Origin of the sequence: Blautia parvula, from assembly GCF_020215665.1 — a bacterium.
GTDB classification, from domain to species: domain Bacteria; phylum Bacillota; class Clostridia; order Lachnospirales; family Lachnospiraceae; genus Blautia; species Blautia celeris.
The window spans coordinates 4,801,648-4,827,457 of sequence record NZ_CP084061.1 but is presented as its reverse complement, the minus strand read 5'-3'; the positions used below and the strand labels follow the sequence as shown (position 1 = coordinate 4,827,457).

The following is a 25,810-nucleotide window of genomic DNA, read 5'->3' as shown; positions in this document are numbered from 1 at the left end:
CCTTTACTCCTGCTCACCTGTACTATCTTTCTGCTGTTCCCAATCCCAGTCACCTTCATTGTAAGTAAACCGGTTGACTACACTGCTGCCGCCGTTGTTTCGATGGTCATAGGTATTTTCAAATGAAACACCAACCGATTCATCTGCAGTGATCACTGTCTGCTGTGTCCCGTCGGAAGTCAGTTCATAACTTGCTCCGCTGTATACCTCTGTTACCGTAACAGAAGCACCTGCCGGAATATGTTCTATCTTTACACTTTTTGTTCCCGGTGCGTCAAAGGAGATGGATACCACGTTGCTGTATACTACTTCATAATCCCTCTCTGCTTCTACCCGGAAAATGAAATCTGCTCCGCCTAAAGTGGCGTTATATGCAGTAAGGGTCTTTTCAATGACTAAATCCCCATAGCGCTCTGTCTGTGCCGGTTTTAATCCGGTGGTCACATCATATACCCAGGTGTCATCCTCTGTCTCGCTGTAATAGTTGTTCGGCAGGGAGATCAGATACGGGGTAAAATCATATGTATACTCCGGTGACTGTACAGATTCCGCAACCACCAGATACATACCTGTGGAGAGGTCTCCGGCAACGCCTTTGGATTTATCGCTGCCCTCAGGTTTCTGCATCTGTACCTCAGCAGTCGGGGCGGCTGCAAGCTTTTCTACCAGTTCGGATGCTTTTCCTGCAAGCTTCTCCCAGTCTTCGGCTGTTGTCTTATTGCTTATGGATGCAAGATCCAAATCTTCATATCCGGCCAATACTCTGTATTCACCGTTTTCCTCTACATCTGCCACTCTGTATAAATGAATGGGAATGGTCAGACTGTTCAGCTCTTCATACTGTCCGTCCAGTTCAAAGGTCAGGGAACAGCTTTTCTCTGTATCAATACCAAAGGCTGCATAAACCTTAGGCAGAATCGTTGCGGAAAGCATCAATGCCAGAGCCAGAGCCAATGCACTTCCTTTTTTTATTGTCTTTTTCATCTTCACATTTTACCCTCCTCTGAAAACTCATTCCCTATTGACCACTTTATGACTTCTTATTTTTTTTCCGTGGCTTGAACAGGAATTTCATTAAAAGTATCACCAGTAATGTCACCGACAATCCAAGTATCAGATATAACATGTAATAATTCTGTACTGCTTTCAGCATGGACTGAACCGGTGTGCTCTCTATCTCTTCCTCTCCGGTATACGGTACCCGATGCCCGCGGACTAAAAGTCTGTGGGAGTTGACGCCGTATGGAGTGCAAGTAAACAATGTTACATAGTCCTGGCCCTCTTCAATGGCCATTGCGCCGTCCAGGGTTTCCCTGTCGTCCTTGTCTATCATAGTGAGGATCTGGTCGACCTCATAAGCTAATGTATCATCCAGCACGTGGATGTAAAATAAATCTCCGCGTTTTAACTGGTCAATATCTGTAAAAAGCCTGGCGCTCGGAAGACCTCTGTGGGCTGCCAGTACACTGTGTGTACTCTCGCCTCCGATCGGTAATTTGGTTCCGTTGAGATGCCCTACTCCTGTCTGGAGAACGTCATCTCCGGTGCCATGGTAGATGGCTACCTTTATGTTGATCTTGGGGATGGAAAGATATCCCATCACGCCGTCTTTGTTAACGTTAAGTACTTTCCAGTATTCTGTGTTCTGCAGTTCTTCTTTGTCTTCGCCGAATACATCACCGTACAGGTTATTCTGTGTCAAAGCTGCATCAAAGGCTCTTGCGGCGTCCCATTCTTTTGTAAAATCTTCGGGCGTCATATCGCCGATCACTTCTTCATAGCTGCTTATAAGCTTGCTCTGGCGGTATGTGTTCCATTGGTTGGAAACGGTTGGATAAACCAGGATGCCAAACCCTGCCAGAAATAATAATCCGAACAGAATGGTTGAAATTTTTCTCTTCATTTATTTGTCCGTCAGCTCCTCATTCTCCTGTTTTTCATCAGAATTAAGCTTTGTCCTTAATTTCTTCTCGCGGAGGTAGAGGAATATAACAAAGGCTGCTGTCACTGCCAGACCTACGATCACCCAGAATAAATAGCTTGTGTGCATGCTTACTCCGGTCAGAAGGGAAGTTGGTGTCTCTTCCATCTCTGTCTCCTCATAAGGAACACGGTGTCCGCGTACAAGAAGTCTCTGGCTGTTCACTCCGTAAGGGGTACAGGTAAGAAGGGTAACTAAATCTTCTCCTTCCTCCACTGCCAGACCATCGGTCTCCTCGGGTTCTACCACTGAAACGTTATCCACTTCATAGCAGAGGATATCATCCAGTATATACAGAAGGAAGTGATCCCCCTCTTTCATTTTGTCCAGGTCGGTAAACAGTGTTGCACTTGGCAGTCCTCTGTGGGCAGAGATTACAGAATGTGTGCTCTTACCTCCAATGGGAAGTGAACTTCCTTCCAGATGGCCCGCTGCTTTCTGAAGCACCTCATCATCCGTGGTGTGAAATACAGGTATTTTCACGTTGATTTTAGGAATTTCTACATATCCCATCATACCATTACCGGAGAGGTTAAGACAAGACATATATTCGTCGTCTTCCTCCTCGGATGCTTCTGCTACGGCAAAGGAGTCTGGGAGGATACTGGGAAGAAGGGCGTTGTTATAAGCTGTCGCGCGGTCTGCCTCGGCTTTGTAGTCGATTTCACCTGCTGCGCTTTTTTCATTTACCACTTCTTCATAACTGCTGATCAGTTTACTCTGTCTGTAGTTATTCCATTGATTGGATACGAGGGGATACAGCAGCAAGGACAAACCGGCTAAAAACAGAAGGGAAACAATGATTATGTGCGATCTTTTTTTCATCCGGACTCTCCTTATTGTTGTATTTTTCTAAAATGCCGGGGCGGGCCGACCGCCCCGGCATTTAGTTGTTGCTTAGAATTGTTGATGATAATTATAATTGATTATCATTAATTATTTTGCAGATTTTCTGCGGCTTGCGAAGAACAGGCCTGCTGCTACGATCATGATGAGGCATCCGCCGATTGTGAAGATTGTTGTACCGATTCCACCTGTGGATGGGAGGGAGGAAAGTTTGGTATCTGTCAGCTCTGCTTTAATAGAAACATGTGCTTCGTCATTCTTTTCAATTGTTGCATCTACACCGTCTTTATTGATAGAGTATCCTTCTGGTGCTTTTGTCTCAATGAAGTGATATGTGCCTTCATCTAATCCTGTTAATTTCACGGTTCCATCGTCTGCAACAACTACTGTCTGTGTTGCTCCTGCTTCTGTTGCTTTTGCAAGTTTATAGTTACCCTTACTTGTTTCTACAAAATATAATGCCTCACCGACTGTCTCACCATCTTTTTTACCAACTTTAAACTCAGCCCCTGATAAAGCAGTTTTTTTATCTTCTGCATACTTTGTAAGTGTAACATCACCAGTATAACCTTTTTCGTCATCTTTACCTGTTACTGTATCATTTTTAAATGTATTTACTGCGTTCTGATATCCTGCATCCGTCAATACCTCTGCCTTATAAGCGATTATAACTGGTTTACCAGAATTTATATTTTCCGTACCAATCAGGTCACTCAAATCAATTGTATATTCTCCCTTAGTTTCATCTGTATATGAGGCCGTTATCTCCTCCAGAACATTTTCTCCACCAACTGTCGCTGTTTCTACACCCAAAATCTTTAAATCTGTAGATGTATCCACAATTTTATAAGTGTTCTTTACAGAGTCTGGATTCTCTGAAAAGTTAGGAAATACTGTAGTTATTGTAAATATTACTTCTTCACCACGGGCAACAAAGTTATCATTCGCAGATTTATCCACCTTATAAGTATCCAGTTTTGCAATAAGAGAAACATCTTTCGATTCCATATATGTTGCATCTTCTTTATACGTATTTGCTACCATTGTTGTATATGTTGCTTTGTTTCCACTCGCAATGATTACGTAAGCACCTACTGGGACCCCTTCAAATGTTATACTAGTTTCATTTGTTTTCTCTGTATAATCTGGTTTTTCGGGAACATTAGTTCCAAGACCTGCCGGATTCGTAATTGTGTATTTATTATTCGTTGCATCTAATGTTATGTAATCTTTTGCCCAGTCTGCAACTACCCATTCATTTTCATCTTCATTTAAATAAACTGCTTTAAACACATTTACTGTTGTGTTATCATCTACAGCTAAATTAGTAATAGTAATATTACTATTAAACGGTGACTCTGAACTACCTGCTGCAAATGTTGTCATGCTCATTCCAAGCACCATTGCCAGTGATAATAACACTGCAAAAATCCTTCTAATTTTTTTCATAATTTTGTCTCCTTTTCTTTTTTGGCTTCTGCCCATTTTGAATTTCCGTATTATTGTTTTTATACGTTATATTTTCGCGGTACCGGGACCGCTGAAAAGCTTCTTCATTTCTTAACTCTTCAGCACCTCCCTGCGTTTGTTTTTATATAAGATTAGCGTTGCTGCCATCATTAGCAGTAAACCACTAATCAAATACCCATAAATCCCATTACCACCTGCGCTTGGAAGCGCATATACAGCAGTATTTTCAAAATAATATGTCAGTTTTCCATCTTTTCTGTTCTCTTCTACTTTACCTTTTGAACTTTCAACAGATGTTGGTCTGCCATTACTGATTATAATGCTCCAGGATATATCACTCTTAACATATCCACTAGGAGCTTTTTCCTCAGTCAAGGTATATACTCCATCTGGCAAAATGCCATCTAAAGGCTTATTAAATTCTAAGTCCTTATACCAGGTAACCACACCATTATTATCTGATTTGCCATAGAAAGGCTTATCAAAATCTCCACTAGGACTAAGCTTAAATATCGCACCCTGAAGAGTTAAATCATCAGATTTGTCACTGACTTTAACTATTTGCCATTGTTTAATATTACTTATTGTAAAACTGTTGTCCTCATTTCTTTTGACAATAGACTGATAATCGCCCGCTTGCCCGTTTTCATCAATTTCATCATCGCCAACCTTTATCTCTTTTATAGCATACTCATTCTTAATATAACGATTGGTTTCTGAGTCAAAAGAATAATAATCCAGATTTTCATAAGTATATTTCCATAACATTTTTCTGGTTATTTCTACGGGCTCTCCTTCTTCAACTCCATTTTTATACAATTGAATTGTAATGCTATCTGGACGCTCTAATTCAGAATCTCCCTGCCACTCTTTGTCTACAGGAATCTGGATTTTTAAATTATCGTCTATTGTATTATCCAGTTGAATTTCTTCTAATCTGGTATAACTAAAATTCCAGAACAAGGACCAGGTACTTGTAGCTGCAAAACTTAATGTCCAACCATTATCATTTTTTCCTAATGATATTCCACCACTGTTGCTGTCACCGTATTTATATGTGACATTATCGCCCAAATTACCAGCACCTGTAATATAGGGTTTAATCATATTAACTATCTTATCTATCTCTGTCTTTGTTAAGCCCAAATCACGTGGTGTCCATAAAAAGTATCCAGCATTAGCAGTCTCTTTTACAAGTAATATATTGTTCTTTCCTAAATTGAAAACTGTACTGCTGTTTGGAGAATTCTTCTCTCCAATAGGCTCTACTGCTGTAATAGAATTAGTAATAGTAGTTCTAAATAATTCAAACCCCTCAGGAAATGTCTCTTTCACTACATAATCAGTATCTGCCGGAAGATTATCCCAACCGTCTGTCCAGTTATTAAGTGATTCGCTTAACCGCTTGGTTTCCATTCCCTGAACCGGAATATCAGTACCTTCGTCATACTGACCATTCGCATTTACATCTTCATATAAAGTTACGTCAACATATTCAGGGATTTCATATTGCGCTGAATTCTCCCATTTTTTTATAACTTTGACAGAAGTTGTTCCTGTTCCGATGGGTATTTCACGGTTTTCAATACTAACTAAACTATCTCCTGCAAGTTTCCCTGATGCCGAAGTCACATTATTTAGTAATATTCCATCTTTATCATACTCTGGTAAGACTTTATCATATGCTTCTCCTGAAATACTATATGAAGGAATATAAGATCCATCTAATCTTTCTTCAACTTCAAATGACGTTCCATATGGAAGCCCTGTTATCTGTGCCACTTCACCGCCTTTAACAGCTATTATTCCATCATTTGTAGTATATCGGATTCCGTTAACACTGTAGGAGCCTGTATATACCTCACCCTGTATTTTTACAGAAATCGGAAAACTTTTACCCACTAACTCATCACTATCAGCAGCCAACGATTTTGATATTGATAACTTCGCAGTATCCGTAACCTTATTTCTGAATACTACACTTGATGTTTCATCAACCTTCAAAATCCCTGTTGTTGCAGATTGAATCGTCGTTTCACCTTCTGATTCTGTATGTTTTACTAATATTTCACCATTATAAGATACTTCATACCCATCTAAATATGCACCTAATTCTTTAACCTCATAATTATCAGTTGCCAGAAAATCTCCAAATACTGCTGACTGTCCATGCTTTAATGTGAAATTACCTTCTGCATCTGTGGTCCCTTCTCCTGTTTTTTCATCATTCTCATAAAGCATATAAGTTTTGTTTGCTAAAACAGTATCGTTCTTTCTGATATTAAATTTAAAATCAATATCTGCAGAATAATCAACCGACTCATCGTTATCATTAATGACTTCTTTTGTAACCATAACTGAGCCTTCTGGTATTCTAGGCATATTAAACTTAATTTTACAGTTTGCAGCTCCGCCGCCTCTTTCCATATAGAAAAATTTAAAATCATGAGAACTGTAGTTTTTAAATGTTGTATAACTGCCATTTACTTTATTGAATAATGTATTCAACTTAGCAGCAATCTGTGTATCTGTTAAATTTAATTCTTTATATGCAGCCCTAAAACAATTTGCTAGAGTAGTGGACTTCTGATCCTCAACCTCTACTACTCCTGTTCTAAAATTGATTGAGCCACTTTTTTTACCATGAATACCTCCAATATCTAATACAAGCATCCCATCGACAAATACCCATACATCATCATCTCCCCTAAATTCAAACACCATATCCTGGTTATTGATTCTTCCATCTTTTGGCTGGTAAAAGCTCATTCCCACGTTCATACCAAACCACATGTCGGCATCTTTGCTATTAATCTTGTTTAGTCCGTTTGTTGCATTATTAGTTAGATACTGATTATTAAACGGTAAAAAATTACCATATTTAAATTTTTCCGAACTTACAGTCCCATCATAAACATCAACTTTATCACCATTTAGGACAGCTGCATTCTTCAAACTGTCGTAATAGAAATAGCCGCTATCATCTTTTTGAAATAAGCCATCCAAATTCTCATATTTTCTTACAGCCTCATTATTTGTACTTCCAAATAAAAAGCCCATGTCTGGATTATTTCTATGATTTAAAACAAGATTATTTTTCTGTAAGTTACGCTTAACTATCCCTTGAAGCACTCCTTGATTGGAACTATTTGTATATTTATCATTATTATAAGAATATCCGTTCGGAGAATCTACAGCACTTGATCCTGAATGAAAATTAAACCCATACTCTACTAACGGATTGTTAATAATTTTACTATTGTAGTTGTACAAAGAAAGGTTTATATTTTCCGCCCTGGTATCTACTGTTTCTAGTTTCTGAATTGGTGCAGCTTCTTTAGCATAAATAAAGTAAAAAGCATCTCTATCATCGTGGTTTCTATAGCCACTTTCCCCTGCCCTTTTCCACTTAACCTGATAACCTTCGTACTTTAATCCAACTACTTCACTTCCACCATTTGGAAATCCATTACTTTTTCCAAAGTTCCAATCATTTATTGCCGTTTTAAAAATATATTTTTGTCCTCTAGTATCTCTAATTTCATAAAATTGACTTGCAGAACCATATGCCGTTATATTTTTCATTAAAAATTCATTGCTGTATGAATTTAACGAAATTCCATCTAATGCAGCACAATCTTCGTCTACATCAATCTCATATCCCGTTTCATCAATAATTTTAACACTTATTTTTTTTGTTCCACTACTGGTACGCCAAGTTATTATAAATGCAGAAAAACTATCCGTTTCAAACTCCGCTTTCTTTATCTTCGCATCATCAGTAGTTTCTATTATGGCCCCCTTTTCATTTTCAGCCGCTATATCAACAACCTCTTTTATACTGCCATTTTCATTCTCTTCCAGGTGCATAACGGTCACATCAAGGTTATCATCTTTTTTAACTTCTTCCGGAATAGCATCATTTTTATATTCCATCGTTACTTTCACTTGACTGTTAGGTTCTATTTCTTCACCATCAGCGTTTACAAAACTAATGTCGTATGCCAGAAAGCCTGCGATATCATATTCTTCATTCTCAGCTTTTTTATCAAGCTGATTCTGAACTTCTTCATACTGCGCTTCAGTTTCTTTATCCGTCTTTGAGATAGGTATAACCTGAAGTTTTGAATTCTCCGGAATGGCCCCTTCTTTTTCGGCAGTTACTGTTACTGTTACAGCTTCATCTTCATAGAATAACGCTTCTACCTTCTCTACGTTTTCTACATTTTCATTTTCTTCCGGTTCTGTGATTTCTTCTGGTTTAATATTTTCTACATAACAACCATAAACTGTAGAAATCCTTCCCTCCATCAGAATCTGATCTGCTGTCCCATCTTCCTTTACAGAAATCTCAGACAGATCATACTCATCAATATTCTCAATGCTCTGTCCTGCATTCTGAAGGTTTTCAATCATTTCACTCTTCTGAGTGATCTCTACGATTTCATCCTTATCATCCTGCACTTCCGGGTCAGCCGGATCGAGGTAGAAAACATTTGCTTTCTTTGTGTCTTCGATATGAAGTCCGCTGCCTTCAAATGTAATAGCAATTGCTTTCTGAGGTTCTGTTACTTCTCCGTTTACTTTAAACTTAATATCATAAAGTATGTAATCACCAAGGATTTCGTTCTCCGGAAGTGCTGCTGTCATCAGTTCTTTTACGTGATTTTCTGCAGCTTCGTCCAGATAATTAACTTCCATGGTTATTTCAGAAGCGTTTGCCTGAAATGCACCTTCCGGTATATTTGCAATTACACGCTGTGTAACATTTCCTGCTTCATCTGTGAACTCTTGTTTTAATTCTGTTGCCTCTGATACGATTTCAACTTCAGGTTCAGGTTCCTGTTCTGTCAAATCTGTTTCCTGTTCAGATGCTTCATCCTGAATTCCATTACTGCCGACCAGCTCTGTTACACCAGATACGCTGTTTATGTCTGCAGCCGGTTCGTCTTTGCTTTCTGCTGCGCTGGGTTCAGTGGGTGTCTCTTCCTGTGTTTCCGTAGATTGTTCTGCAGGTGTCTGTTCTCCTTCAACTGTTTCTCCTTCAACTGCTTCTCCCTCAACACTTGCTGCTGCAGGCTCCTGACTGGCTCCGCTCTCCGGTGCGGGAGTTCCTGCTGCTACCTCACCATCTGCCATAGTAGATATGCCAGTACTCAGCATCAGGACCATGCAAAGTACAACTGCTAATACTCTTTTCTTTATATTACTTTTCATGGCTTCCTCCTTCTACTATTTTTTCTTCTATTCCGGATATTGCTCCGTCTATCAGTTTCAATAACTCCAATGCACTGCGAAAATATTGCTCCTGCTGTTCTTCTACCCACAGGACACTGCCCTGCCATGTGGCATTCTGACATTCATGAACCTTTACTATAAAAGTTCCTTTATCTTTCTTAATGGTTTTGCCACTCACAACATTCTCGCCTCCTTTGGGTTATTTTTTCGACTCTTGCTTAACTTTGTTCTTATTGTACTGAAAGGAGCATTACGCAAAGCATTACATCCATTACTTTTTTCAAAATATTTTTCAATGTTTCTTCTTGTGTAATGGTTCTATAAAGATTCTGTGAAGTTTATGAAAAAAGGGCAAAAAAATACCGCCGGATTACCGGCGGCACAATTGTGTCAGATTTCATATTCTCCAAGTGCACTGTCTATGAGTTTGATCAGCTCTAATGCACTGTAAAAATGCTGTTTTATCCCTCTTTCCATCCAGAGTACATCACCCTGCCACGTAGCATTCTGCCTGTATTGGACATATATGGCAAAGGTTGCGACACTGCCTTTTTGCTTTAGAATGGTTTCCTGAGGTATTTTCTTCTGTAATTTGAGTATTGGTTCTTTATCTCTTTTTATAAAACTGCGGCTCTCTGTGGAAGCCTGGGGGTAGCTGATGCAGTCATAGAGCTTATCCATGAGATGCAGCAGCTGCACCACATTTTCAAAGCACCATGGCTCTTCGCTGTAGCACTGGTATAGACGCCCGGAAAACTCGCCCCGGTCACTGGTATCAACACAGACACTAATCAGGTTAGGCGCCGATATATTTATATTTAAACCCTCTTCTTTGTTCATAGTCCACACTCTCCAGTCATTTCCGGGTCTTTTCTGTTAATCCCAGTGGAACCCGTTGCTTCGGAAACTTATTCTGGAATTATCATTCTCCACATCAGCTATAGATGATACATAGTATTCCAGATATTGTTCCCATGATTTATGTTCTCTGGCAAAATAGCGGGAAATGCGGTCAAAAATCATAGAACAGTTTTCCTGATTCGTGCCTACCAGCAGAATCAAAAACTGTGTGGGACTATATTTTGTAAAGGAATCCCCCCTGCGCAGGCAGTGTTTGATCGCGTCATACAGTTCATCGGTCATAGCAGCCAATTTCTCTTTATTTTCCATTGGATGTCCTTTTCCGTCTGTTACTGTGCACAGCATAAGGTACACTGACTGGCCGCTCCGCTCAATGATTCGCCTTACCAGACGATAGCCATCCCGGAAACTCGGCAGGTTGCAGTAAAATGCCCCTTCCTCTTCCTCTTCTTCTTTCAGGCCGCCCTTGATCTCATTGAGTGCCTGTGGTTTGTGGCTCATCTTGGCGCTCATTTCTTTAAACTGGTTCATCATTTTTTCTGAAGGACTGATTCCCAGCTCTTCAAAAAACAGTTTCGCAGTATCTTCATAGAGCTGAATTGCTTCTTTATATCTGTTCAGAGCCATGAGACAGTCTACCTGAACAGACTGCCATTCATCGAAAGGATACAGCTCACTTGCCTTTTCACATAAATCCAGTACCGTTTCATATTCACGCTGTTTCATGAGGGTATCGCATATTTGTCCCAAAGCCTGTGTGTATTTCTTTTTATACTGAACGCTTTCAAGAAGTACCCAATCCTCACCGGACAGGCCCGGAAGGAATTCTCCGTGGTATACTTCACACGCATCTTTTAAAAGCTGGATTTTTTTATCTTCGTTGTCTTCCTTTTCACTTAAATCCACAAGGTTGGAAAATACCAGGGCATCCACTTCAACTTCCATTGGGCCTGACCAGCGGTATATGCCTGACTTTATCTGGATATAATCATATTCGGGAAGGCCTGCATCCACCAGCATTTTCTTGAGGCGGTGGGAAGTCACTCTTAAATTGTTGGCTACATCCGCCAGTTCTTCTCTTCCATATAAGTTTTCCAGCAGTTTGCTTCTCGCTATTCCTTCATCACCGCAGTGGAGCAGTATCTGAAGCAGCTTCATGGACTTGGTTGCTGTATTCCTGCGGAAGGATATGGGCTTGCCGCCATATTCCATGGAGAAGCCTCCCAACATGTGCACTTTTAACACCGGTAATTTTTCTTCTATCATACTCTCTCCCATTTGTCTGCACGCCTCCGCTCGTTTTATTGCCCTATCATATCATTATTTTTAATTCTAAAGTTTGTACTATCTTTTGTCAATGGTTTATGCGTCGACAAAACTGCAGTTTAGACGCCATTAAACATTGTGTGGATAACTTATCGGACACTGTCAATATTCAAAATCTATACTATTTTTCTACCTTCTCGAAATCATGATTTTTAAGGTATTCTTCCATTGTCTCTTTTTTAATACCATTCATACTTGCTATATTACCATTAGTCGGTTTTGTACCATTCTTCTTAGTACTTTGGTAAACTTGTCCATTATAATATATAAGGTACGCATTCCAGTTAGACCAGGCATTCTCTCCTTCAGAATTTGTTGTTCCATATAATGCCATTGTACCGTCTGCCAGAAAATAAGGTTTCCAGTATAAAGGTTTATCTTTAAATAAAGTACTACTCTTTATAGAATCAGAGACTTTCATAAATCCTTTCTCGTCAGCCACCTTAGAAAGTAAATCCTTTCTATCAGGATTTTCATTTCCATTTTTGATGATTTCATTATAATATTTTGAGCATGTAGAAACATATCCTTTAACACTGTCAACACATTGACAAACAAACTCCACATGCTGCTGGCCATTCTCTACAGATATCTCCAGTTCATATTTCTCATTATATACCGGGCAAACTGTAATATCTTGAGAACAATACCCATTCTCAATCATATAATTCAGAACATCTTTTTTTAAGATATTCTCAACTTCACCTTCTAAGGTACAAAGCGCCAGCTCCGGTACATCCGTCCCCATAATCTGAAACTGCGTCGCCAGTTCATGTCTCTGATTCGCACATTTGGCGATCTTGGACTTCTGCACGTAACGTGTAATGGAAGGCACTGCCACTGCGGCAAGTATCAAAATAATTACAATTACTACAATTAATTCCACCAGGGTAAATCCCTGATTCTTCTTTTTCTTTTGCAGCATTTTATTTTCAGCCTTTCCTTTTACGGGCATAATTTGCCAATATTTTTTATATTCCCATCATATTACTAAAGGTTTGTCTCTGTCAATCATTTATATGTACATATCATGCAAAAAATGGGCATTTTACGCCGAAAATGCCCATTTCTAATATTCTTAATATTTTATTAAGCCCCCATTATTAGTTTACATAATTTTAAAAAACAATTATATTCCTCAATTACTTACCTTCTGGCGAACTGCACAGAAAAACTATACAGAAATAATCTGATGAGGTCAGCGTATCTTTCATTCATACCTGTTTCTTCTATATATAATATATCCCAAGCATATCCGAGATTACCTCAGCAAGCTTGTCTGCACTGCTCCTGTGTCTAAAATAGATAATAGTCTCTCCTATATGCATCGTAAATAAGAAAAGGTAAAGACACATTTATAGCACCTTTACCTTATTTTATGTGCTATGACAAGGAAGTTTTATAATGTAGTATGTATTGTACACTCATTTTAAGAACTCTTCAATTTCTTTTAACGGCAGCCCTGTTGTTTTGGATACTTCCTCGGGGGAGCTGCCTTTTAACAGCAGTCTGACCGATGCTAATCTTAATGTCTCATGCTGTTTTTCGGCGATAGCTATAGCCTTCTCTTTTTCTGCCACCGCCAAAGCCATATCTTTTTCTGCCAGAGCCATATCTTTCTCTGCTATAGTCTTTTCCATAGACTGCCTTACATCTGCCATAGCCTGCAGTTTCTCCTCTTCAAATAATCTTCCTACTTTCGTCATCTTTATCCACTCCTCTACCCGTCTTGCGAAATCCGGTTCTATGATCTTATCAGCAAAGGTAATGACACCTGACAGGACGAACATCTGCTGCTCTTCCTCTTTTATATTCTTTGCCAGGTTTACCACCTCTTCTAATAATGCAGTATGTATTACACACTCATTTCAAGAACTCTTCAATTTCTTTTAACGGCAGACCTGTTGTTTTGGATACTTCCTTAGGAGAACTGCCTTTTAACAGCAGTCTGACCGATGCCAATTTTAATGCCTCATGCTGTTTTTCGGCAATAGCTATAGCCTTCTCTTTTTCTGCCACCGCCAGAGCCATATCTTTCTCTGCTATAGTCTTTTCCATAGACTGCCTTACATCTGCCATAGCCTGCAGTTTCTCCTCTTCAAATAATCTTCCTACTTTCGTCATCTTTATCCACTCCTCTACCCTTCTTGCGAAATCCGGTTCTATGATCTTATCAGCAAAAGTAATGACACCTGACAGGACGAACATCTGCTGCTCTTCCTCTTTTATATTCTTTGCCAGGTTTACCACCTCTTCTAATAATTCCTTCTGTTCTTCCCTATTCTTCACCGTCAGCGGAAGGACAATCATCTGCATGACTTCTGTATCGTTGAGCTTCTTCCCGTCCTCTATCTGTTTTCTGATATTTTCAAATACCCTGTCCGTTTCGATAGAAGACAGATATCCCGGTTCAATGCTGAGGCGAAGGCATCCTGCATCCAGTACCGTATTGATGCGGCAGGTGCTGGATGTGCATAGGACTATCATTCTGAGCTTCATAATACTTCCGTACTTTTTAAGGATTCTCGCAATATGACACACATATTTTATCTTGCTCTTTTCTGAAAAAGAACTTTCATAGTCCACAACCGCATAGCTGTCATCCTCCAGCCTAAACAGGTTGTCTGTGGCCATCTCGTTTGCCTCAATTGCAGGCAGATTAACCGGAAGTACGTCCTTAATCCTTGACATGGGTACACCGTAGACCGCGAAAGATTTTTCTTTCATTCCATCTGTAAGTATTTTGGATACAATATCTTTATTCTGATATGCAACATCACTCATATACATATCCTCTCTTTATTTTAGCAAATTTATAATTAACATGCAATCATAAAAATATCGTCATGGATACCACCCCCGATTCCTGTCCGAACTTTTTTAAAATAAATATTGGGAATAAACGGCGAGATGCCGTGATGCAGAGAAATTCTGCGCTATAAGAAAATATATAAATTTAAGCGGTAACATTTCCGCTGTTTTTAAAAGCTTACATGATATACCATTTAAAGTCAATAAAGATTCTATAACCTTTTTCTATTATTTTAGGAAAAATCGTTACAATTCAGCCGGAAGGCCGAACTATAGCCTCGCTTATCGCAGATATACAGCAAAAATTCAGAAAGCCCCGGCACTTCCAGTAAGTCTGACTTGGCCTATGAAAGATTACCTGATATTCCGTTCCAATATCTTAGAATTATAAACATTTCTGGAGATTCTGATCAGATTCTCTTCCTGCTTTACCTACTATTCATTTCTAGCATTTTAGAATTATAGGCATTTCTTAAGTTTCTAACCAATTTTTCTTCCTGCTTTACCTACTATTCAACTCTAACATTTTAAAATTATAGGCATTTCTTAAGTTTCTAACCAATTTTTCTTCCTGCTTTACCTACTATTCAACTCTAACATTTTAAAATTATAGGCATTTCTTAAGTTTCTGACCAATTTTTCTTCCTGTTTTACCTACTATTCAACTCTAACATTTTAGAATTATAGGTATTTCCTAAGTTTCTGACAATTTTTCTTCCTGTTTTACCTACTATTCAACTCTAACATTTTAGAATTATAGGTATTTCCTAAGTTTCTGACCAATTTTTCCTTCTGCTTTACCTATAATTCAATCCAAGAGTTTAAAATTATTAGTATCCCTTAAGTTCCTGGACAAATTTTCTTTCTGCTTTACCTACTATCTTAATTCAATATCTTAGAATTATAGGTATACCTTAAGATTCCATAACAGTTCAGACAAGCCGAACCATTGCGCATCCAGCCATTAAAAATCGCTTCGCGATGGGCTGACGGTCAGTGCAATAAATGCACAGACCTGTCTGAACTGTTACGAAAAATCCGGGAACCGCAGCCAAAAGCGGCCAAAAACAGCCGAAAATACAATGCAAAAATCACCTATTTTCTTTTCCTCTCATATCTGCTATAATTATCCGCAGATAATACGAATGGAGGAATATATCATGACTGTATATAAGACAAGAGGCGTATGTTCACGTTCTATCGAGATCGAGCTGGACGGAGACACCATCGCATCTGTAAAATTCAACGGAGGATGCAATGGCAATACAAAGGGAATTGCCAGCCTTGTAAAGGGAATGAAGGTTAACGAAGTCATCGAACGCCTGAAAGGAACCGACTGCGGCGGACGCGGCACTTCCTGCCCGGATCAGCTTGCACTGGCTCTGGAATCCATCAAGGCACAGAATGCGTAAACTGAAATATGAAATCTTATTTTCAAAAACTCATCAGGGGAGAGACTGTATTCTGCATCTCTCTCCTTTTTGCCCTGCTCTCCATGCTTGCCGTGAAGCCGGATAAAGCTTATGCAGGTTACATAGACCTTCGTACCCTCTGCCTTCTGTTCTGTCTCATGGCAGTGACGGCAGGCTTTCAGAAATGCGGTATTTTCCGTATAATGGCGGAAAAGCTTCTGGGAGCACAGAACCACATGCGGGGACTTGCACTGGTTCTGGTCCTGCTCCCCTTCTTCAGCTCCATGGTGATCACAAACGATGTGGCGCTCCTCACCTTTGTCCCGTTCACCATACTGGTGCTGCATATAATAAAACAGGACAGGTATACCTCACCTGTCATTGTGCTGCAGACCATTGCCGCCAATCTGGGAAGTATGGCAACTCCGCCAGGTAATCCGCAGAATCTTTACCTCTGTTCCAGATATGACCTGGGGATGGGCAGCTTTTTCCTTACCATGCTCCCCTTTGCCGCTATCAGTCTGGTGCTGCTTCTGTTCTGTATCTGCTTTGTGCGCAGGGAACCCATAAGGGTTTATTTTAAGGAGTCTTCACCGCTGGAACAGCCGCGGCTTCTGGCTGTCTTTGCCGTACTTTTCCTTATGTGTCTGCTGACCATCTTCCATGTTCTGTCTTATCAGGTTCTGACCCTGTGTGTGCTTGCATGTATGCTGCTTTTTTCCAGGGATCTGTTTCGGAGTGTGGATTATTTTCTGCTTGCCACTTTTATCTGCTTTTTTATCTTTTCCGGAAATCTGGGAAGGATGGAGGCAGTGCGTGCCTTTTTGTCCGGACTGATGGAAAAAAACGGGATGCTGACTGCTGTACTTTCCAGCCAGGTTATCAGCAATGTGCCTGCTGCTGTACTGTTGTCCTCTTTCACGGAGAACTGGAAGGCCCTCCTTCTGGGAACAAATCTGGGAGGCCTGGGAACTCCCATTGCCTCCCTTGCAAGCCTTATATCCCTGAAATTTTATCTGAAAACAGAACAGGCTGATTTAAAATCCTACCTGCTGCTGTTCCTTTCCCTGAATGCGGGCGGGCTGCTCCTTCTTCTGGCGGCTGCCTGTATCCTTTAAACAGCCGGACTTCATCGCTGAACTCCGGCTGTTTCAAAATGCCCGCTTAGAGGCTATAATTCTATTTCCGTCTTGTTGCTTCCAAAGGACTCCTCAGCGCCGCTCTTCTGCTTATTGACAGCTAAAGTGATACAGAGGACGGCTGCGGTAAATCCCATCAATATCCCCATGCATTTCCACACAGGCATCAGGTTCTCCATACCGAAGCCGGTAAGACCGCTGATCTCGTTCAGACATTCTTCATACCAGTACACAGGCAGGCATTTTGCAAACTTCAGCACGCTTTCCCCCATAATGCTGGTAGGCACAAAGGCTCCTCCAAGAAATGACAGGCCCAGTGCCAGTATATTGGCAACAGCGTTCTGGGTGTTGGCATCTCTCACAAAGAGCGCAGCCAGCACAGAAATCGCCATGGCTAACAGAAGCATGACAAAGCTGTTCAGAAGGATCAGTGCGGTTATTCTGATATCCATTTCCTTCACCGAGTCATAATATATGATAAACCCGGCTATGGTGAGCAGTATCCAAAATACGATCCCCACGCTGGCACATCCCAGCCCCATCTGCCACAGCCGTGTGAATGGTTTCAAAGGCCCGCACATATTTCTCATCCTGATATCTGAGCGCTGGAAACTGAGAAAAATAGATGTGATGCAGAGTACACAGATGACAAGTATGATATACGGCGCCACCTGATACTGGGCCTGATAACCGGCAGATACGGGCTGCGTTTTCAGATACTGGCGTTTTTCCACCTTAGCGCCGGTTCCCAGCAGTTCCAGAACTTTATCTGCTGTCTTCTCTTTGTCAGGATTCCCCCCTATTTTTTCCCATGTTCTTATATAATTCCAATATTGGTTGACATAACTACTCATCTGATAGCCTGACGCGGAATTCTGTGTCATATTTTCCAGGAGCTTTATGGGTTTATCCTTCTGCAGGGCATCCTGGAATCCCTCCGGTATAATGAGGATATAACTGACTGCGTCGTTGAACCTGGCATCCTTGAGGGCCTCCATACTATCCTCCAGGGGCACATAGGTTCCGTGTTCCTTCAGAAAATCCATCATTTTTTCCGTGTATGGGGTTTCCCCGTCCCTGTTTATCACGGTAAATTCCGGACGGTTCTCCTCAAATCCGCTGTTAAAGCTCTCCTTAGAAAACTGTGAAAGCAGAATGGACAGGCCGATAAATATAGCGAAATAGGTGGCAAATGTAACCATTCTGCGCTTTATTACCAAAAGACACGCCTTAAATACTCTCATAACTCTGCCTCCTTAATGATACGCCTGACAACAGCAGCAGAACAGCCGACATAGCCATGATCACCGCTATATTCTGACCGTATCTCTGATAGTCGTCAAAATAATACAGACAGTATAATGCATCCGAAATTCTCGCTGCAGGGTTCAGCCAGGAGATGACCGGAAACTTCTGGTCTATCAGGTACTTCATACTGGATTCCATCATACCTGCACCGAAGCAGCAGAGCATGGTAACAGATACCAGTATGCCCACCTTCATGCTCTCTCCCAGCTTTGACAGACAACTGACCGCCGTGCCGAATGCTACGCCCAGAATGGAGCCAACAAAACAGGTCAGAACAAGAAGCGGCAGCTTGTTTCCAAAGTCCACCTTCAGAATCACTGTAATGTAAAACAGAAGAAACAGCAGGCTCATCATATGCACGGTTATGCTTCCTGTCATATCACAGAAGATCACCCGGATCCTGCTAAGAGGCGCCATCATACGTCTGGCTCCGAGAGGGGAGAGGTTCCCCTGCAGATAGGTGATGCTCATAAGGCCCTGCATCCCACCGTACATGCATACCATTGCTATCAGGCCGTAGTAAGGATTCAGGATGGGGGAATAGGGCTGTGAGGAGAGTGACATATTCTCTGTCAGGGAAGCCCCGCCCATGATCTCCTCCCAGTTAAGATTGTAGTCCGGATTTTTCTCCATAATCGCCTTTATATTTCCCTCTGTCTGCACATAGCGGTCTAGAAAGCTCTTCAGTATGGTCTGGTTCATTCCGTCTTGCTTTACCATAAGCTTCGGGGTATTGTCCTGAAGCAGGATATATCCGGCGATCTTGCCTGTCTCCAGGTCTCTGTCCGCCTCATTCTCCCGGGTGTATTCCGTTATGTTAAGAAGTGCATCCTCCCCGCTGCCCACCTGATCAAGCACCTGGCCGAACATGGGGTCCGCCTCATATGCCGCGTCTGTGACCACACCTGTGGGTATGGCTTTCAGATTATCTGCCTCCCCCACGGATGACAGGGTAAAATAAAACAGAGTGGCCAGAATCAGCGGAAAGGCCCAAATCCATATAAGCTGGTCTCTGTTCCGTAAGCAGCTCAGTAAACGTTTGCTGTAAATATTCCAGAACATATATATCCCTCCTAATCCCTCAGCTCTTTTCCCGTAATTTCCAGAAAGACATCATTTAAGGTCGGCGGCTCTGAGAATATTCTGCCGAAATAGATTTTATTCTTTTTGAGGATATCCAGCAGCGTAATAAGGCTGTGACCGCCGCTCTCACACTGTACCTGAAGAAGATTTCCCTCATATTCCGCGTTAAGGACCCCCTCTGCTTTCCGGATTTTTTCCAGGATATCCGGTGCCAGCTCGGACACCTCCACAGTTATCTTCTCCCCTGTGCGGATGAGGCCTTTCAGCTCCTCCTTTGTGCCGGAGGCGATTTCCCTGCCCTTATCCATGATCATGATGCGAGAACATATCTGCTCCACCTCTTCCATGTAATGTGTGGTGTAAATAATGGTAGCGCCGTTCTTATTCAGCTTTTTGATGCCTTCCAGAATGCTGTTTCTGCTCTGGGGGTCAACGGCCACTGTCGGCTCATCCATAAAGATCAGCTCCGGCTTGTGTGCTATGCCGCATGCAATGTTCAGACGCCTTAAAAGACCGCCGCTTAACTTTCTGGGCAGAAACTTTCTGAAGTCTTTCAGATCCGTAAATTCCAGAGCTTCCTCGACCAGGGCTTTCCGCTTTGTCTTTTCAGGGACATACATGCCGCAGAAATAGTCTATATTTTCATATACAGTCAGTTCGCTGAAAACCGCCACATTTTGCATGACAACGCCAATCCGCTGCTTTACTGCCCGGTTGTCCGGTGCCATGGGTTCACCGAAAAGCCGGATCTCCCCTCTGTCGTATTTCAGCAGAGACAGCATACAGTTGATCGCTGTAGTCTTGCCGCTGCCGTTTGGCCCGAGCAGGCCGTATATCTCACCCTGTTCAACATGAAGCTCAAAATGGTCCAGGGCTACCAGGTCTTTATATCGTTTTACGAGATTGTTCACTTCTATGATCATAGGTTAATCCTCCCTTTTTCTTATCTGACTTCATTCTAACAGGTATCTGCTGCTGGGGACAGTGAGCGTTGTCATGAATACAGGCCTCTGTACATGACATTTGTCATTTCTTCCTGCTGCACCTTACTTTTTGCCCATTCCTGTGATACACTCTAAATACAAGCACAGAAGTGAGCGGGTCTGCAAAGAGGAGGGGGATATATGAGAGAGCTGTTGAACAAGTGTTTTATTTTCTTATTCTGTACCATGAATCTCATCGGGCAGCCTGTGGATATTTCCCTTATCTCCCTGCTGCTTTTATCCGTCAGCGTATCTGCCCTCATTTCCTATTTTGACAGGGAACGGCCGCTGGAATATCTCTGCGGCGGGTGTCTTGTGCTCTCCCTCTTCCTTCCTGAACTGGCATTGTTTCTCCCGCTGTTTTTCTACGACTGTGAGAGATCCGGGAAATGGTACCTGCGGTTCGCATGGGTGCCTTTATACCTGTATCATTTTCATAACTTCACACTGCCGGCATTTTTCCTCTTTCTGTTCACAGGGGTGCTGGCGCTGTATCTGTCCCGGCTGACCATGGAATATGAAAATATGATGGCACAGTTCCATCTCTCCCAGGACAGCACCCGGGAGGAATCTCTGCATCTGGAACAGAAAAACAAGGAGCTTCTGGAAAAGCAGGAGTATGAGATCCAGCTTGCGACTCTGACAGAGCGAAACAGGATCGCCCGGGAAATCCATGACAATGTGGGGCACCTCCTGACACGCTCCCTCTTCCAAATAAGTGCCATGCAGGTTATATGGAAGGAACAGAAGGAGCTGGCCGCGCAGCTTACTGCTGTCAAATCCACACTGGATGATGCCATGAACAATGTGCGCAGCAGCGTCCACAATCTGCATGAGGAATCTGTGGACCTGCGCATGGTGCTCACCCGGCTGGCAGAAGAATTTACTTTTTGTCCTGTAACCCTGAATTACAGTGCCGAGATTGAACGGAAGGAACTGAAATACTGCATTATCGCCATTGTCCGGGAGGCTCTGTCCAATATCTCCCGGCACAGCAATGCTACGGAGGCCTCTCTGTCTGTACTGGAACATCCCGGATTCTATCAGGTTATCATCCGGGATAACGGAACACAGGCGGCAGCGGCAGGGTCCGGGGGAATCGGGCTTATGAATATGAGGGAGCGGGTGGAAGATCTTCACGGCATTTTCAGGACAGAGGTGCAGAACGGTTTCCGCATATTTATTTCCATCCCCAAACAGGGACATACCATGAAAAATCAGATGTGAGGTGTTATTTATGAGAATTATTATTGTTGACGACGATCCCTTTGTCTGCATTTCGCTGAAAACGATCCTGCAGGCAGAACCGGGCATAGAGGTGTGCGCCTCCGGCAGCAGCGGAGAGGAGGCAGTCCGCCTGTATGAAGAAATACAGCCCGACATTCTGCTCATGGACATTCAGATGGGAAGCTGCTCCGGGCTGGACGCCGGCGCAGAGATACTGGAAAAGCACCCGGATGCCAGGATTCTTTTTCTGACCACCTTCTCCGACGACGAATATATTATCCGCGCGCTGCGTATCGGTGCCAAGGGGTATCTGATAAAACAGGATATTGAGACCATTGCCCCTGCCCTGCGCTCTGTCATGTCCGGACAGAGTGTGTTCGGCAGCGAGATCGTCACGAAAATCCCTAAAATGATGGGAAAGCCGCAGAGAACAGATCTTGGCAAATACGGGATTCTTGACAGGGAAATGGATGTCATAGAGCTGGTGGCAAAAGGCCTGAATAACAAAGAAATCGCACAGAGCCTCTATCTCAGTGAGGGCACTGTGCGGAATTATCTGAGTGCGATATTGGACAAGCTGAGCCTGCGTGACAGGACACAGCTTGCCGTGTTTTACTATAAAAATATGGGTGACTGATCCTATTTATCAGTCAAAAGTGGTAAAGCTGGTGATGTAACGCCCGTCCTTGAGCCTGATGCCTATCCAGAAGTTCCCGTTCGTATAATTAACGGTCTGGTACCATCTGCCCTCTTTCCATTTCATCAGTCTATCCGGTTCAAATCCGGTCATACCGAGACCGATCAGTCCTACTGTGGTACCGACCAGCATGAAAATAATGCCGGCCAGAAGGATTTTACTTTTTAATGATTTTATATTCATGCTCTGACACCTCTCCTTTTCTGATACAGACCTGCAAGCCATCTGCTGAATTTTTTCGTTACACCTACAAATCTCTTGCCCAGTTCCAAGGTAAGCAGTGCTGTCACCAAAAAGATGCCTGCAAGCAGGATTCCGACTCCCATCTGCACCGTACCGGTGGCTGTGTCCCGGAACATTATTATCACGGAACCCACCGTACTGACTACAGCCAGTACCAGACTGGATACAGAAAATACCCCGAATATAAAGGGAATACACCAGATAATCACATAGGCACTCATTACCATGATCACAACAGCCAGTGCGCAGCAGATAGCAACCAGGACCAGGCTTCCCCAGAGAGGTGAGCCAAGTATCAGCAGAACGATCACACCTATTTTCATCCATGTGGGTGTGGGCCGTGCCGGCTGCGTCTCCCTGTCAGAGAGGATTTCCTGTGCAATCTCACCGGGACTTCCGATCCGCTGTACGGCATCCTCCTCCTCACATCCGTCCTCCATGTAATCCTCGATCATTTCCGCGTAGTAGGACAGGAATCTGTTCCGTTCCTCCCTTTTCAAGCTCCGCAGCAGCCGTTCGAGACTGCTTAAAAATTCATCCTTCTTCATGTTCAACCGCTCCCTTCACAAATTCATATATGTCTGTCACTTGCTGCCAGTCATTTAAAAACTCCTGGATATGTTCTTTCCCTGTCTCTGTTATCCTGTAATACTTGCGCAGTCGGCTGTTGTGCTCCACAGAATATGTCTCCAGGCATCCGTTTGCCTCCAGACGCTTTAATATGGGATACAGCGTCGATTCTGATATCTCAATACAAACGGATATGTCTTTTATGATCTGGTATCCGTAGGAATCCGATCTGTATAGTGCAGCAAGAACACAAAATTCCAGAAAACCTTTTTTTAGCTGTGTGTCCATGGTATCGCCTCCTTATGCATTATACTATACATTACATAGTATAATGTGTCAAGGGGTATATGCACAAAAAAAACGGACGATCTGACTTATAATCCGTCAGACAGTCCGTCCAGTCCTATGATGCCATTTGCCTCAGCCAATGCCTCCACCCCGTCCAGGATTTCCTGGCGGCTGTAGCCGTTGGCTGACAGAAACTCATCTGTGTATTTGTTGATATGAAGATAAAAGCTCATGGCCATTTCCATGTATCTTTTGTCCGTCCGGTCCATATCCGTGAGAAGTATGTTTTCCGCCTCGTTGATCTTTCCCCTGTCTGCCATCTCAATAATGTCACGGTAGAGAAAATCCGTGTCGTCGGCTTTTTCCTCCTCCACTTCATATTCCGTAAATCTCTTTCCGAAAACAACACTGGCCAATGCTTTCACCATATCCTTTATCATTCTCATGACATAATCTTCTTCAAACTTCATGCTGGCTCCTCCTTCTCACCATTTCTTCGGAATCCCCGGACAACCGTTCTTCTTCATAACAGCGCGCATCTCCACAAAACAGCCGCAGACTCTGCACATTCCGCTTATTAAGTTATCACATTTTCTGCAGAAGGCAAGCCGCTCATCATAGAGCTGTGAAGATACCTTCAGATCTTCATCCAGATTATCTATGTATCTGCGCATGTCATCAAAATACTGTCCTTCATCCATGTCCTGAAGAAGGCATTTTCTGCAGAAGCGCCTGGGCTGGTTACCCGTGTTCTCCATGCTGTACCTCCGTCTCCTTTATCACAGGCGGGATTTTAACGGGATCCCGCCTGTGATGTTGTCTATTTACAGATCATAATAATATTTAAATTCTGAAGGGCTTGGAATCTGCTCGATCTCCTGCAGCTCCTTCCTCTTCCTTTCCAGCCAGATATCAATGAGACGCTGAGGGAAGACACCGCCTGCTGTCAGGTAATCGTGGTCATTCTCCAAAGCGTCCAGGGCCTCTCCCATGGAATGGGGCAGACTCTGTATCTTCTTCTGCTCCTCAGGGGACAGGGAATACAGGTTGCAGTCAAACGGACCCCATCCGTGCTCGCGCGGGTCTATCTTATTCCTGATTCCGTCCAGGCCTGCCATGAGAATGGCGGAATAGGCATAATACGGATTTGCTGTGGCATCCGGGTTGCGCAGTTCAAACCTCTTGGCCTCCGGTTTCTTGGCATAAGCCGGAATACGGATGACAGCACTTCTGTTCGATGTTGCATATCCGATGGTCACAGGCGCTTCATAACCGGGTACGAGGCGTTTGAAAGAGTTGGTGGAGGGGTTGGTAAACGCGCACAGGGACGCAATATGTCTGAGCAGACCGCCGATAAAATAGTGCGCTGTATCGCTCAGCCCCGAATATCCGTCTTTGTCGTAGAAAATGGGAGCCCCGTCCTTCATGAGCAGCATATGCACGTGCATACCGTTTCCGGCCTCTTTGTAAATGGGTTTCGGCATGAAGGTAACGGTTCTGCCTTCTGCGGCTGCTGCATTTTTCAGAACATATTTTACGATCATGGTCTTATCTGCCATATCCACCATATCGCCCAGCTCTACCTCAATCTCCATCTGGCCCGGGCCGCCCACCTCGTGGTGATGATATTTCACCTTTACGCCCCAGTCCTCAAGAAGCATACACATTTTACTTCTGAGATTGTATCCCACATCCTGGGGAGCTGCCGCGTGGTAGCCGCCTTGATACGGTACCTGATAGCCGCTGTTCTGTCCGTTGTCTATGCCGCTGTTCCACTCCGCCTGCCTGGTGTCAATACTGTAGCTGCACTTCTGTGGTGTCACATTATAACTCACATGGTCCAGCAAATAAAATTCAAACTCCGGTCCAATCACCATACGGTCAGCAATCTGCTCTTCCTTCATGTATTCCACTGCTTTGAGGGCCACATTCCTGGGATACTGGTCAAAAGGCCGATTCTCATCTTCCCCTATGGTGCAGACATTTCCGCACATAGTCAGTGTGGGAATCTCGGCAAATGGGTCTACTGTGGCAGTATCCGGGTCCGGAATAAATACCATATCACTTTTTTCTATAGGAGCATAACCGTAATTAGAACCGTCAAAACCGATTCCATAGACGAAAATGTCATCATCAAAACGTTCCACCGGAATTGTCACATGACGCCAGCGTCCGTTTAAATCCGTCATTTTAAAGTCTATCATACGGATCTGCTTTTCCTCACACAGTTTTCTCACGTCTTCACTTGTTTTCATTTTAAATCCCCCATTCTTTTTGTAAAATAGTTTGTAACTATTCAGCAGGTCTGCGCATTTACCGCGCTGACC

The 25,810-nt window shown here is 42.8% G+C and carries 24 protein-coding genes; 4 read left to right on the top strand and 20 right to left on the bottom strand.

All coding sequences use genetic code 11. The annotated features are described in order from the left end of the window. Positions 1 to 3 precede the first annotated feature (3 nt). From LC508_RS22090 to LC508_RS22040, 11 genes are all read right to left on the bottom strand, one after another. Positions 4 to 984, bottom strand: a complete 981-nt coding sequence (locus LC508_RS22090) for a DUF5979 domain-containing protein (RefSeq protein ID WP_147396171.1) — start codon at positions 982 to 984, stop codon at positions 4 to 6. Positions 985 to 1,030: 46 nt separating this feature from the next. Next, a complete protein-coding gene (locus LC508_RS22085) occupies positions 1,031 to 1,903 on the bottom strand; it encodes a class C sortase (RefSeq protein ID WP_103733163.1) in 873 nt (290 codons plus the stop codon). After that, positions 1,904 to 2,806 carry a class C sortase gene (locus LC508_RS22080; protein ID WP_103733169.1) on the bottom strand — a complete coding sequence of 301 codons (903 nt, stop codon included), beginning with the start codon at positions 2,804 to 2,806 and terminating at the stop codon, positions 1,904 to 1,906. 111 nt (positions 2,807 to 2,917) lie between these two features. Continuing rightward, on the bottom strand, positions 2,918 to 4,276 hold the full coding sequence (locus tag LC508_RS22075) for a SpaA isopeptide-forming pilin-related protein (protein ID WP_103733170.1): 1,359 nt from the start codon (positions 4,274 to 4,276) through the stop codon (positions 2,918 to 2,920). Positions 4,277 to 4,387: 111 nt separating this feature from the next. Further along, the gene (locus LC508_RS22070; protein WP_118593857.1) at positions 4,388 to 9,514 is read right to left on the bottom strand and encodes a DUF7601 domain-containing protein; all 5,127 of its coding nucleotides are present in this window, start codon (positions 9,512 to 9,514) and stop codon (positions 4,388 to 4,390) included. Further along, positions 9,504 to 9,713, bottom strand: a complete 210-nt coding sequence (locus tag LC508_RS22065) for a hypothetical protein (protein ID WP_033142048.1) — start codon at positions 9,711 to 9,713, stop codon at positions 9,504 to 9,506. The genes LC508_RS22070 and LC508_RS22065 overlap by 11 nt, the downstream gene beginning before the upstream one ends. Positions 9,714 to 9,925: 212 nt before the next feature. After that, positions 9,926 to 10,375: a hypothetical protein gene (locus tag LC508_RS22060; RefSeq protein ID WP_033142049.1), complete on the bottom strand. Its 450-nt coding sequence runs from the start codon at positions 10,373 to 10,375 to the stop codon at positions 9,926 to 9,928. Positions 10,376 to 10,411: 36 nt separating this feature from the next. Continuing rightward, positions 10,412 to 11,674: an AfsR/SARP family transcriptional regulator gene (locus LC508_RS22055; protein WP_033142050.1), complete on the bottom strand. Its 1,263-nt coding sequence runs from the start codon at positions 11,672 to 11,674 to the stop codon at positions 10,412 to 10,414. Positions 11,675 to 11,843: 169 nt separating this feature from the next. Then, positions 11,844 to 12,647: a prepilin-type N-terminal cleavage/methylation domain-containing protein gene (locus LC508_RS22050; RefSeq protein ID WP_103733152.1), complete on the bottom strand. Its 804-nt coding sequence runs from the start codon at positions 12,645 to 12,647 to the stop codon at positions 11,844 to 11,846. A 499-nt stretch (positions 12,648 to 13,146) separates the two neighbouring features. Next, positions 13,147 to 13,554 (bottom strand): hypothetical protein, encoded by a 408-nt coding sequence (locus LC508_RS22045; protein WP_118593856.1) that lies wholly within the window; start codon positions 13,552 to 13,554, stop codon positions 13,147 to 13,149. 31 nt (positions 13,555 to 13,585) lie between these two features. After that, on the bottom strand, positions 13,586 to 14,506 hold the full coding sequence (locus LC508_RS22040; RefSeq protein ID WP_147396170.1) for a hypothetical protein: 921 nt from the start codon (positions 14,504 to 14,506) through the stop codon (positions 13,586 to 13,588). Positions 14,507 to 15,693: 1,187 nt separating this feature from the next. On the opposite strand from LC508_RS22040, the gene LC508_RS22035 reads away from it, so the two are divergent. Together LC508_RS22035 and LC508_RS22030 are read left to right on the top strand one after the other, a co-directional pair. Further along, the gene (locus tag LC508_RS22035) at positions 15,694 to 15,945 is read left to right on the top strand and encodes a TIGR03905 family TSCPD domain-containing protein (RefSeq protein ID WP_033142095.1); all 252 of its coding nucleotides are present in this window, start codon (positions 15,694 to 15,696) and stop codon (positions 15,943 to 15,945) included. Positions 15,946 to 15,953: 8 nt separating this feature from the next. Further along, entirely contained in the window at positions 15,954 to 17,063 is a 1,110-nt protein-coding gene (locus LC508_RS22030) for an SLC13 family permease (protein WP_033142053.1), read from the top strand. A 53-nt stretch (positions 17,064 to 17,116) separates the two neighbouring features. Here LC508_RS22030 and LC508_RS22025 read toward each other — a convergent pair whose 3' ends face one another. Genes LC508_RS22025 through LC508_RS22015 form a run of 3 tightly spaced genes read right to left on the bottom strand, consistent with a single transcriptional unit; the run spans position 17,117 to position 20,398 of the window. Continuing rightward, the gene (locus LC508_RS22025) at positions 17,117 to 18,328 is read right to left on the bottom strand and encodes an ABC transporter permease (RefSeq protein WP_103731827.1); all 1,212 of its coding nucleotides are present in this window, start codon (positions 18,326 to 18,328) and stop codon (positions 17,117 to 17,119) included. After that, entirely contained in the window at positions 18,315 to 19,454 is a 1,140-nt protein-coding gene (locus LC508_RS22020; protein ID WP_103731828.1) for an ABC transporter permease, read from the bottom strand. The genes LC508_RS22025 and LC508_RS22020 overlap by 14 nt, the downstream gene beginning before the upstream one ends. Before the next feature lie 11 nt (positions 19,455 to 19,465). Next, the gene (locus LC508_RS22015; RefSeq protein ID WP_103731829.1) at positions 19,466 to 20,398 is read right to left on the bottom strand and encodes an ABC transporter ATP-binding protein; all 933 of its coding nucleotides are present in this window, start codon (positions 20,396 to 20,398) and stop codon (positions 19,466 to 19,468) included. A gap of 201 nt (positions 20,399 to 20,599) precedes the next feature. Between LC508_RS22015 and LC508_RS22010 the strand changes: the two genes are divergently transcribed. Continuing rightward, positions 20,600 to 21,685 carry a sensor histidine kinase gene (locus LC508_RS22010; RefSeq protein ID WP_103731830.1) on the top strand — a complete coding sequence of 362 codons (1,086 nt, stop codon included), beginning with the start codon at positions 20,600 to 20,602 and terminating at the stop codon, positions 21,683 to 21,685. Positions 21,686 to 21,695: 10 nt separating this feature from the next. Continuing rightward, positions 21,696 to 22,322: a response regulator transcription factor gene (locus LC508_RS22005; protein WP_033142058.1), complete on the top strand. Its 627-nt coding sequence runs from the start codon at positions 21,696 to 21,698 to the stop codon at positions 22,320 to 22,322. Between the two features lie 9 nt (positions 22,323 to 22,331). Here LC508_RS22005 and LC508_RS22000 read toward each other — a convergent pair whose 3' ends face one another. The 6 genes from LC508_RS22000 to glnA all read right to left on the bottom strand — a co-directional run bounded on the left by LC508_RS22000 (position 22,332) and on the right by glnA (position 25,738). Continuing rightward, a complete protein-coding gene (locus LC508_RS22000) occupies positions 22,332 to 22,565 on the bottom strand; it encodes a hypothetical protein (protein ID WP_103731831.1) in 234 nt (77 codons plus the stop codon). Beyond that, complete coding sequence (locus LC508_RS21995; RefSeq protein WP_103731832.1) at positions 22,562 to 23,173, bottom strand: DUF1700 domain-containing protein; 612 nt, start codon at positions 23,171 to 23,173, stop codon at positions 22,562 to 22,564. Before LC508_RS21995 ends, LC508_RS22000 begins: the two co-directional genes overlap by 4 nt. Further along, on the bottom strand, positions 23,160 to 23,483 hold the full coding sequence (locus LC508_RS21990) for a PadR family transcriptional regulator (protein WP_033142061.1): 324 nt from the start codon (positions 23,481 to 23,483) through the stop codon (positions 23,160 to 23,162). The genes LC508_RS21995 and LC508_RS21990 overlap by 14 nt, the downstream gene beginning before the upstream one ends. Positions 23,484 to 23,569: 86 nt before the next feature. Then, positions 23,570 to 23,953, bottom strand: coding sequence for a DUF6483 family protein (locus LC508_RS21985; protein ID WP_103731833.1), 384 nt, complete (start codon positions 23,951 to 23,953; stop codon positions 23,570 to 23,572). A gap of 15 nt (positions 23,954 to 23,968) precedes the next feature. Then, positions 23,969 to 24,241: a DUF6171 family protein gene (locus tag LC508_RS21980; RefSeq protein ID WP_033142063.1), complete on the bottom strand. Its 273-nt coding sequence runs from the start codon at positions 24,239 to 24,241 to the stop codon at positions 23,969 to 23,971. Between the two features lie 66 nt (positions 24,242 to 24,307). Beyond that, complete coding sequence (gene glnA / locus LC508_RS21975) at positions 24,308 to 25,738, bottom strand: type I glutamate--ammonia ligase (RefSeq protein WP_033142064.1); 1,431 nt, start codon at positions 25,736 to 25,738, stop codon at positions 24,308 to 24,310. Positions 25,739 to 25,810 lie beyond the last annotated feature (72 nt).

What these genes read in the sequence shown, in the direction of transcription:
- LC508_RS21980 (WP_033142063.1), bottom strand. Translation starts at nt 24,241, where the DNA reads ATGGAGAACACGGGTAACCAGCCCAGGCGCTTCTGCAGAAAATGCCTT.
- LC508_RS21990 (WP_033142061.1), bottom strand. Translation starts at nt 23,483, where the DNA reads ATGGACACACAGCTAAAAAAAGGTTTTCTGGAATTTTGTGTTCTTGCT.
- LC508_RS22015 (WP_103731829.1), bottom strand. Translation starts at nt 20,398, where the DNA reads ATGATCATAGAAGTGAACAATCTCGTAAAACGATATAAAGACCTGGTA.
- LC508_RS22020 (WP_103731828.1), bottom strand. Translation starts at nt 19,454, where the DNA reads ATGTTCTGGAATATTTACAGCAAACGTTTACTGAGCTGCTTACGGAAC.
- LC508_RS22075 (WP_103733170.1), bottom strand. Translation starts at nt 4,276, where the DNA reads ATGAAAAAAATTAGAAGGATTTTTGCAGTGTTATTATCACTGGCAATG.
- LC508_RS22085 (WP_103733163.1), bottom strand. Translation starts at nt 1,903, where the DNA reads ATGAAGAGAAAAATTTCAACCATTCTGTTCGGATTATTATTTCTGGCA.
- LC508_RS22050 (WP_103733152.1), bottom strand. Translation starts at nt 12,647, where the DNA reads ATGCTGCAAAAGAAAAAGAAGAATCAGGGATTTACCCTGGTGGAATTA.
- LC508_RS22070 (WP_118593857.1), bottom strand. Translation starts at nt 9,514, where the DNA reads ATGAAAAGTAATATAAAGAAAAGAGTATTAGCAGTTGTACTTTGCATG.
- LC508_RS22005 (WP_033142058.1), top strand. Translation starts at nt 21,696, where the DNA reads ATGAGAATTATTATTGTTGACGACGATCCCTTTGTCTGCATTTCGCTG.
- LC508_RS22080 (WP_103733169.1), bottom strand. Translation starts at nt 2,806, where the DNA reads ATGAAAAAAAGATCGCACATAATCATTGTTTCCCTTCTGTTTTTAGCC.
- LC508_RS22010 (WP_103731830.1), top strand. Translation starts at nt 20,600, where the DNA reads ATGAGAGAGCTGTTGAACAAGTGTTTTATTTTCTTATTCTGTACCATG.
- LC508_RS22060 (WP_033142049.1), bottom strand. Translation starts at nt 10,375, where the DNA reads ATGAACAAAGAAGAGGGTTTAAATATAAATATATCGGCGCCTAACCTG.
- LC508_RS21995 (WP_103731832.1), bottom strand. Translation starts at nt 23,173, where the DNA reads ATGAAGAAGGATGAATTTTTAAGCAGTCTCGAACGGCTGCTGCGGAGC.
- LC508_RS22035 (WP_033142095.1), top strand. Translation starts at nt 15,694, where the DNA reads ATGACTGTATATAAGACAAGAGGCGTATGTTCACGTTCTATCGAGATC.
- LC508_RS22040 (WP_147396170.1), bottom strand. Translation starts at nt 14,506, where the DNA reads ATGAGTGATGTTGCATATCAGAATAAAGATATTGTATCCAAAATACTT.
- LC508_RS22025 (WP_103731827.1), bottom strand. Translation starts at nt 18,328, where the DNA reads ATGAGAGTATTTAAGGCGTGTCTTTTGGTAATAAAGCGCAGAATGGTT.
- LC508_RS22000 (WP_103731831.1), bottom strand. Translation starts at nt 22,565, where the DNA reads ATGAATATAAAATCATTAAAAAGTAAAATCCTTCTGGCCGGCATTATT.
- LC508_RS22055 (WP_033142050.1), bottom strand. Translation starts at nt 11,674, where the DNA reads ATGGGAGAGAGTATGATAGAAGAAAAATTACCGGTGTTAAAAGTGCAC.
- LC508_RS22030 (WP_033142053.1), top strand. Translation starts at nt 15,954, where the DNA reads ATGAAATCTTATTTTCAAAAACTCATCAGGGGAGAGACTGTATTCTGC.
- LC508_RS22090 (WP_147396171.1), bottom strand. Translation starts at nt 984, where the DNA reads ATGAAAAAGACAATAAAAAAAGGAAGTGCATTGGCTCTGGCTCTGGCA.
- glnA (WP_033142064.1), bottom strand. Translation starts at nt 25,738, where the DNA reads ATGAAAACAAGTGAAGACGTGAGAAAACTGTGTGAGGAAAAGCAGATC.
- LC508_RS21985 (WP_103731833.1), bottom strand. Translation starts at nt 23,953, where the DNA reads ATGAAGTTTGAAGAAGATTATGTCATGAGAATGATAAAGGATATGGTG.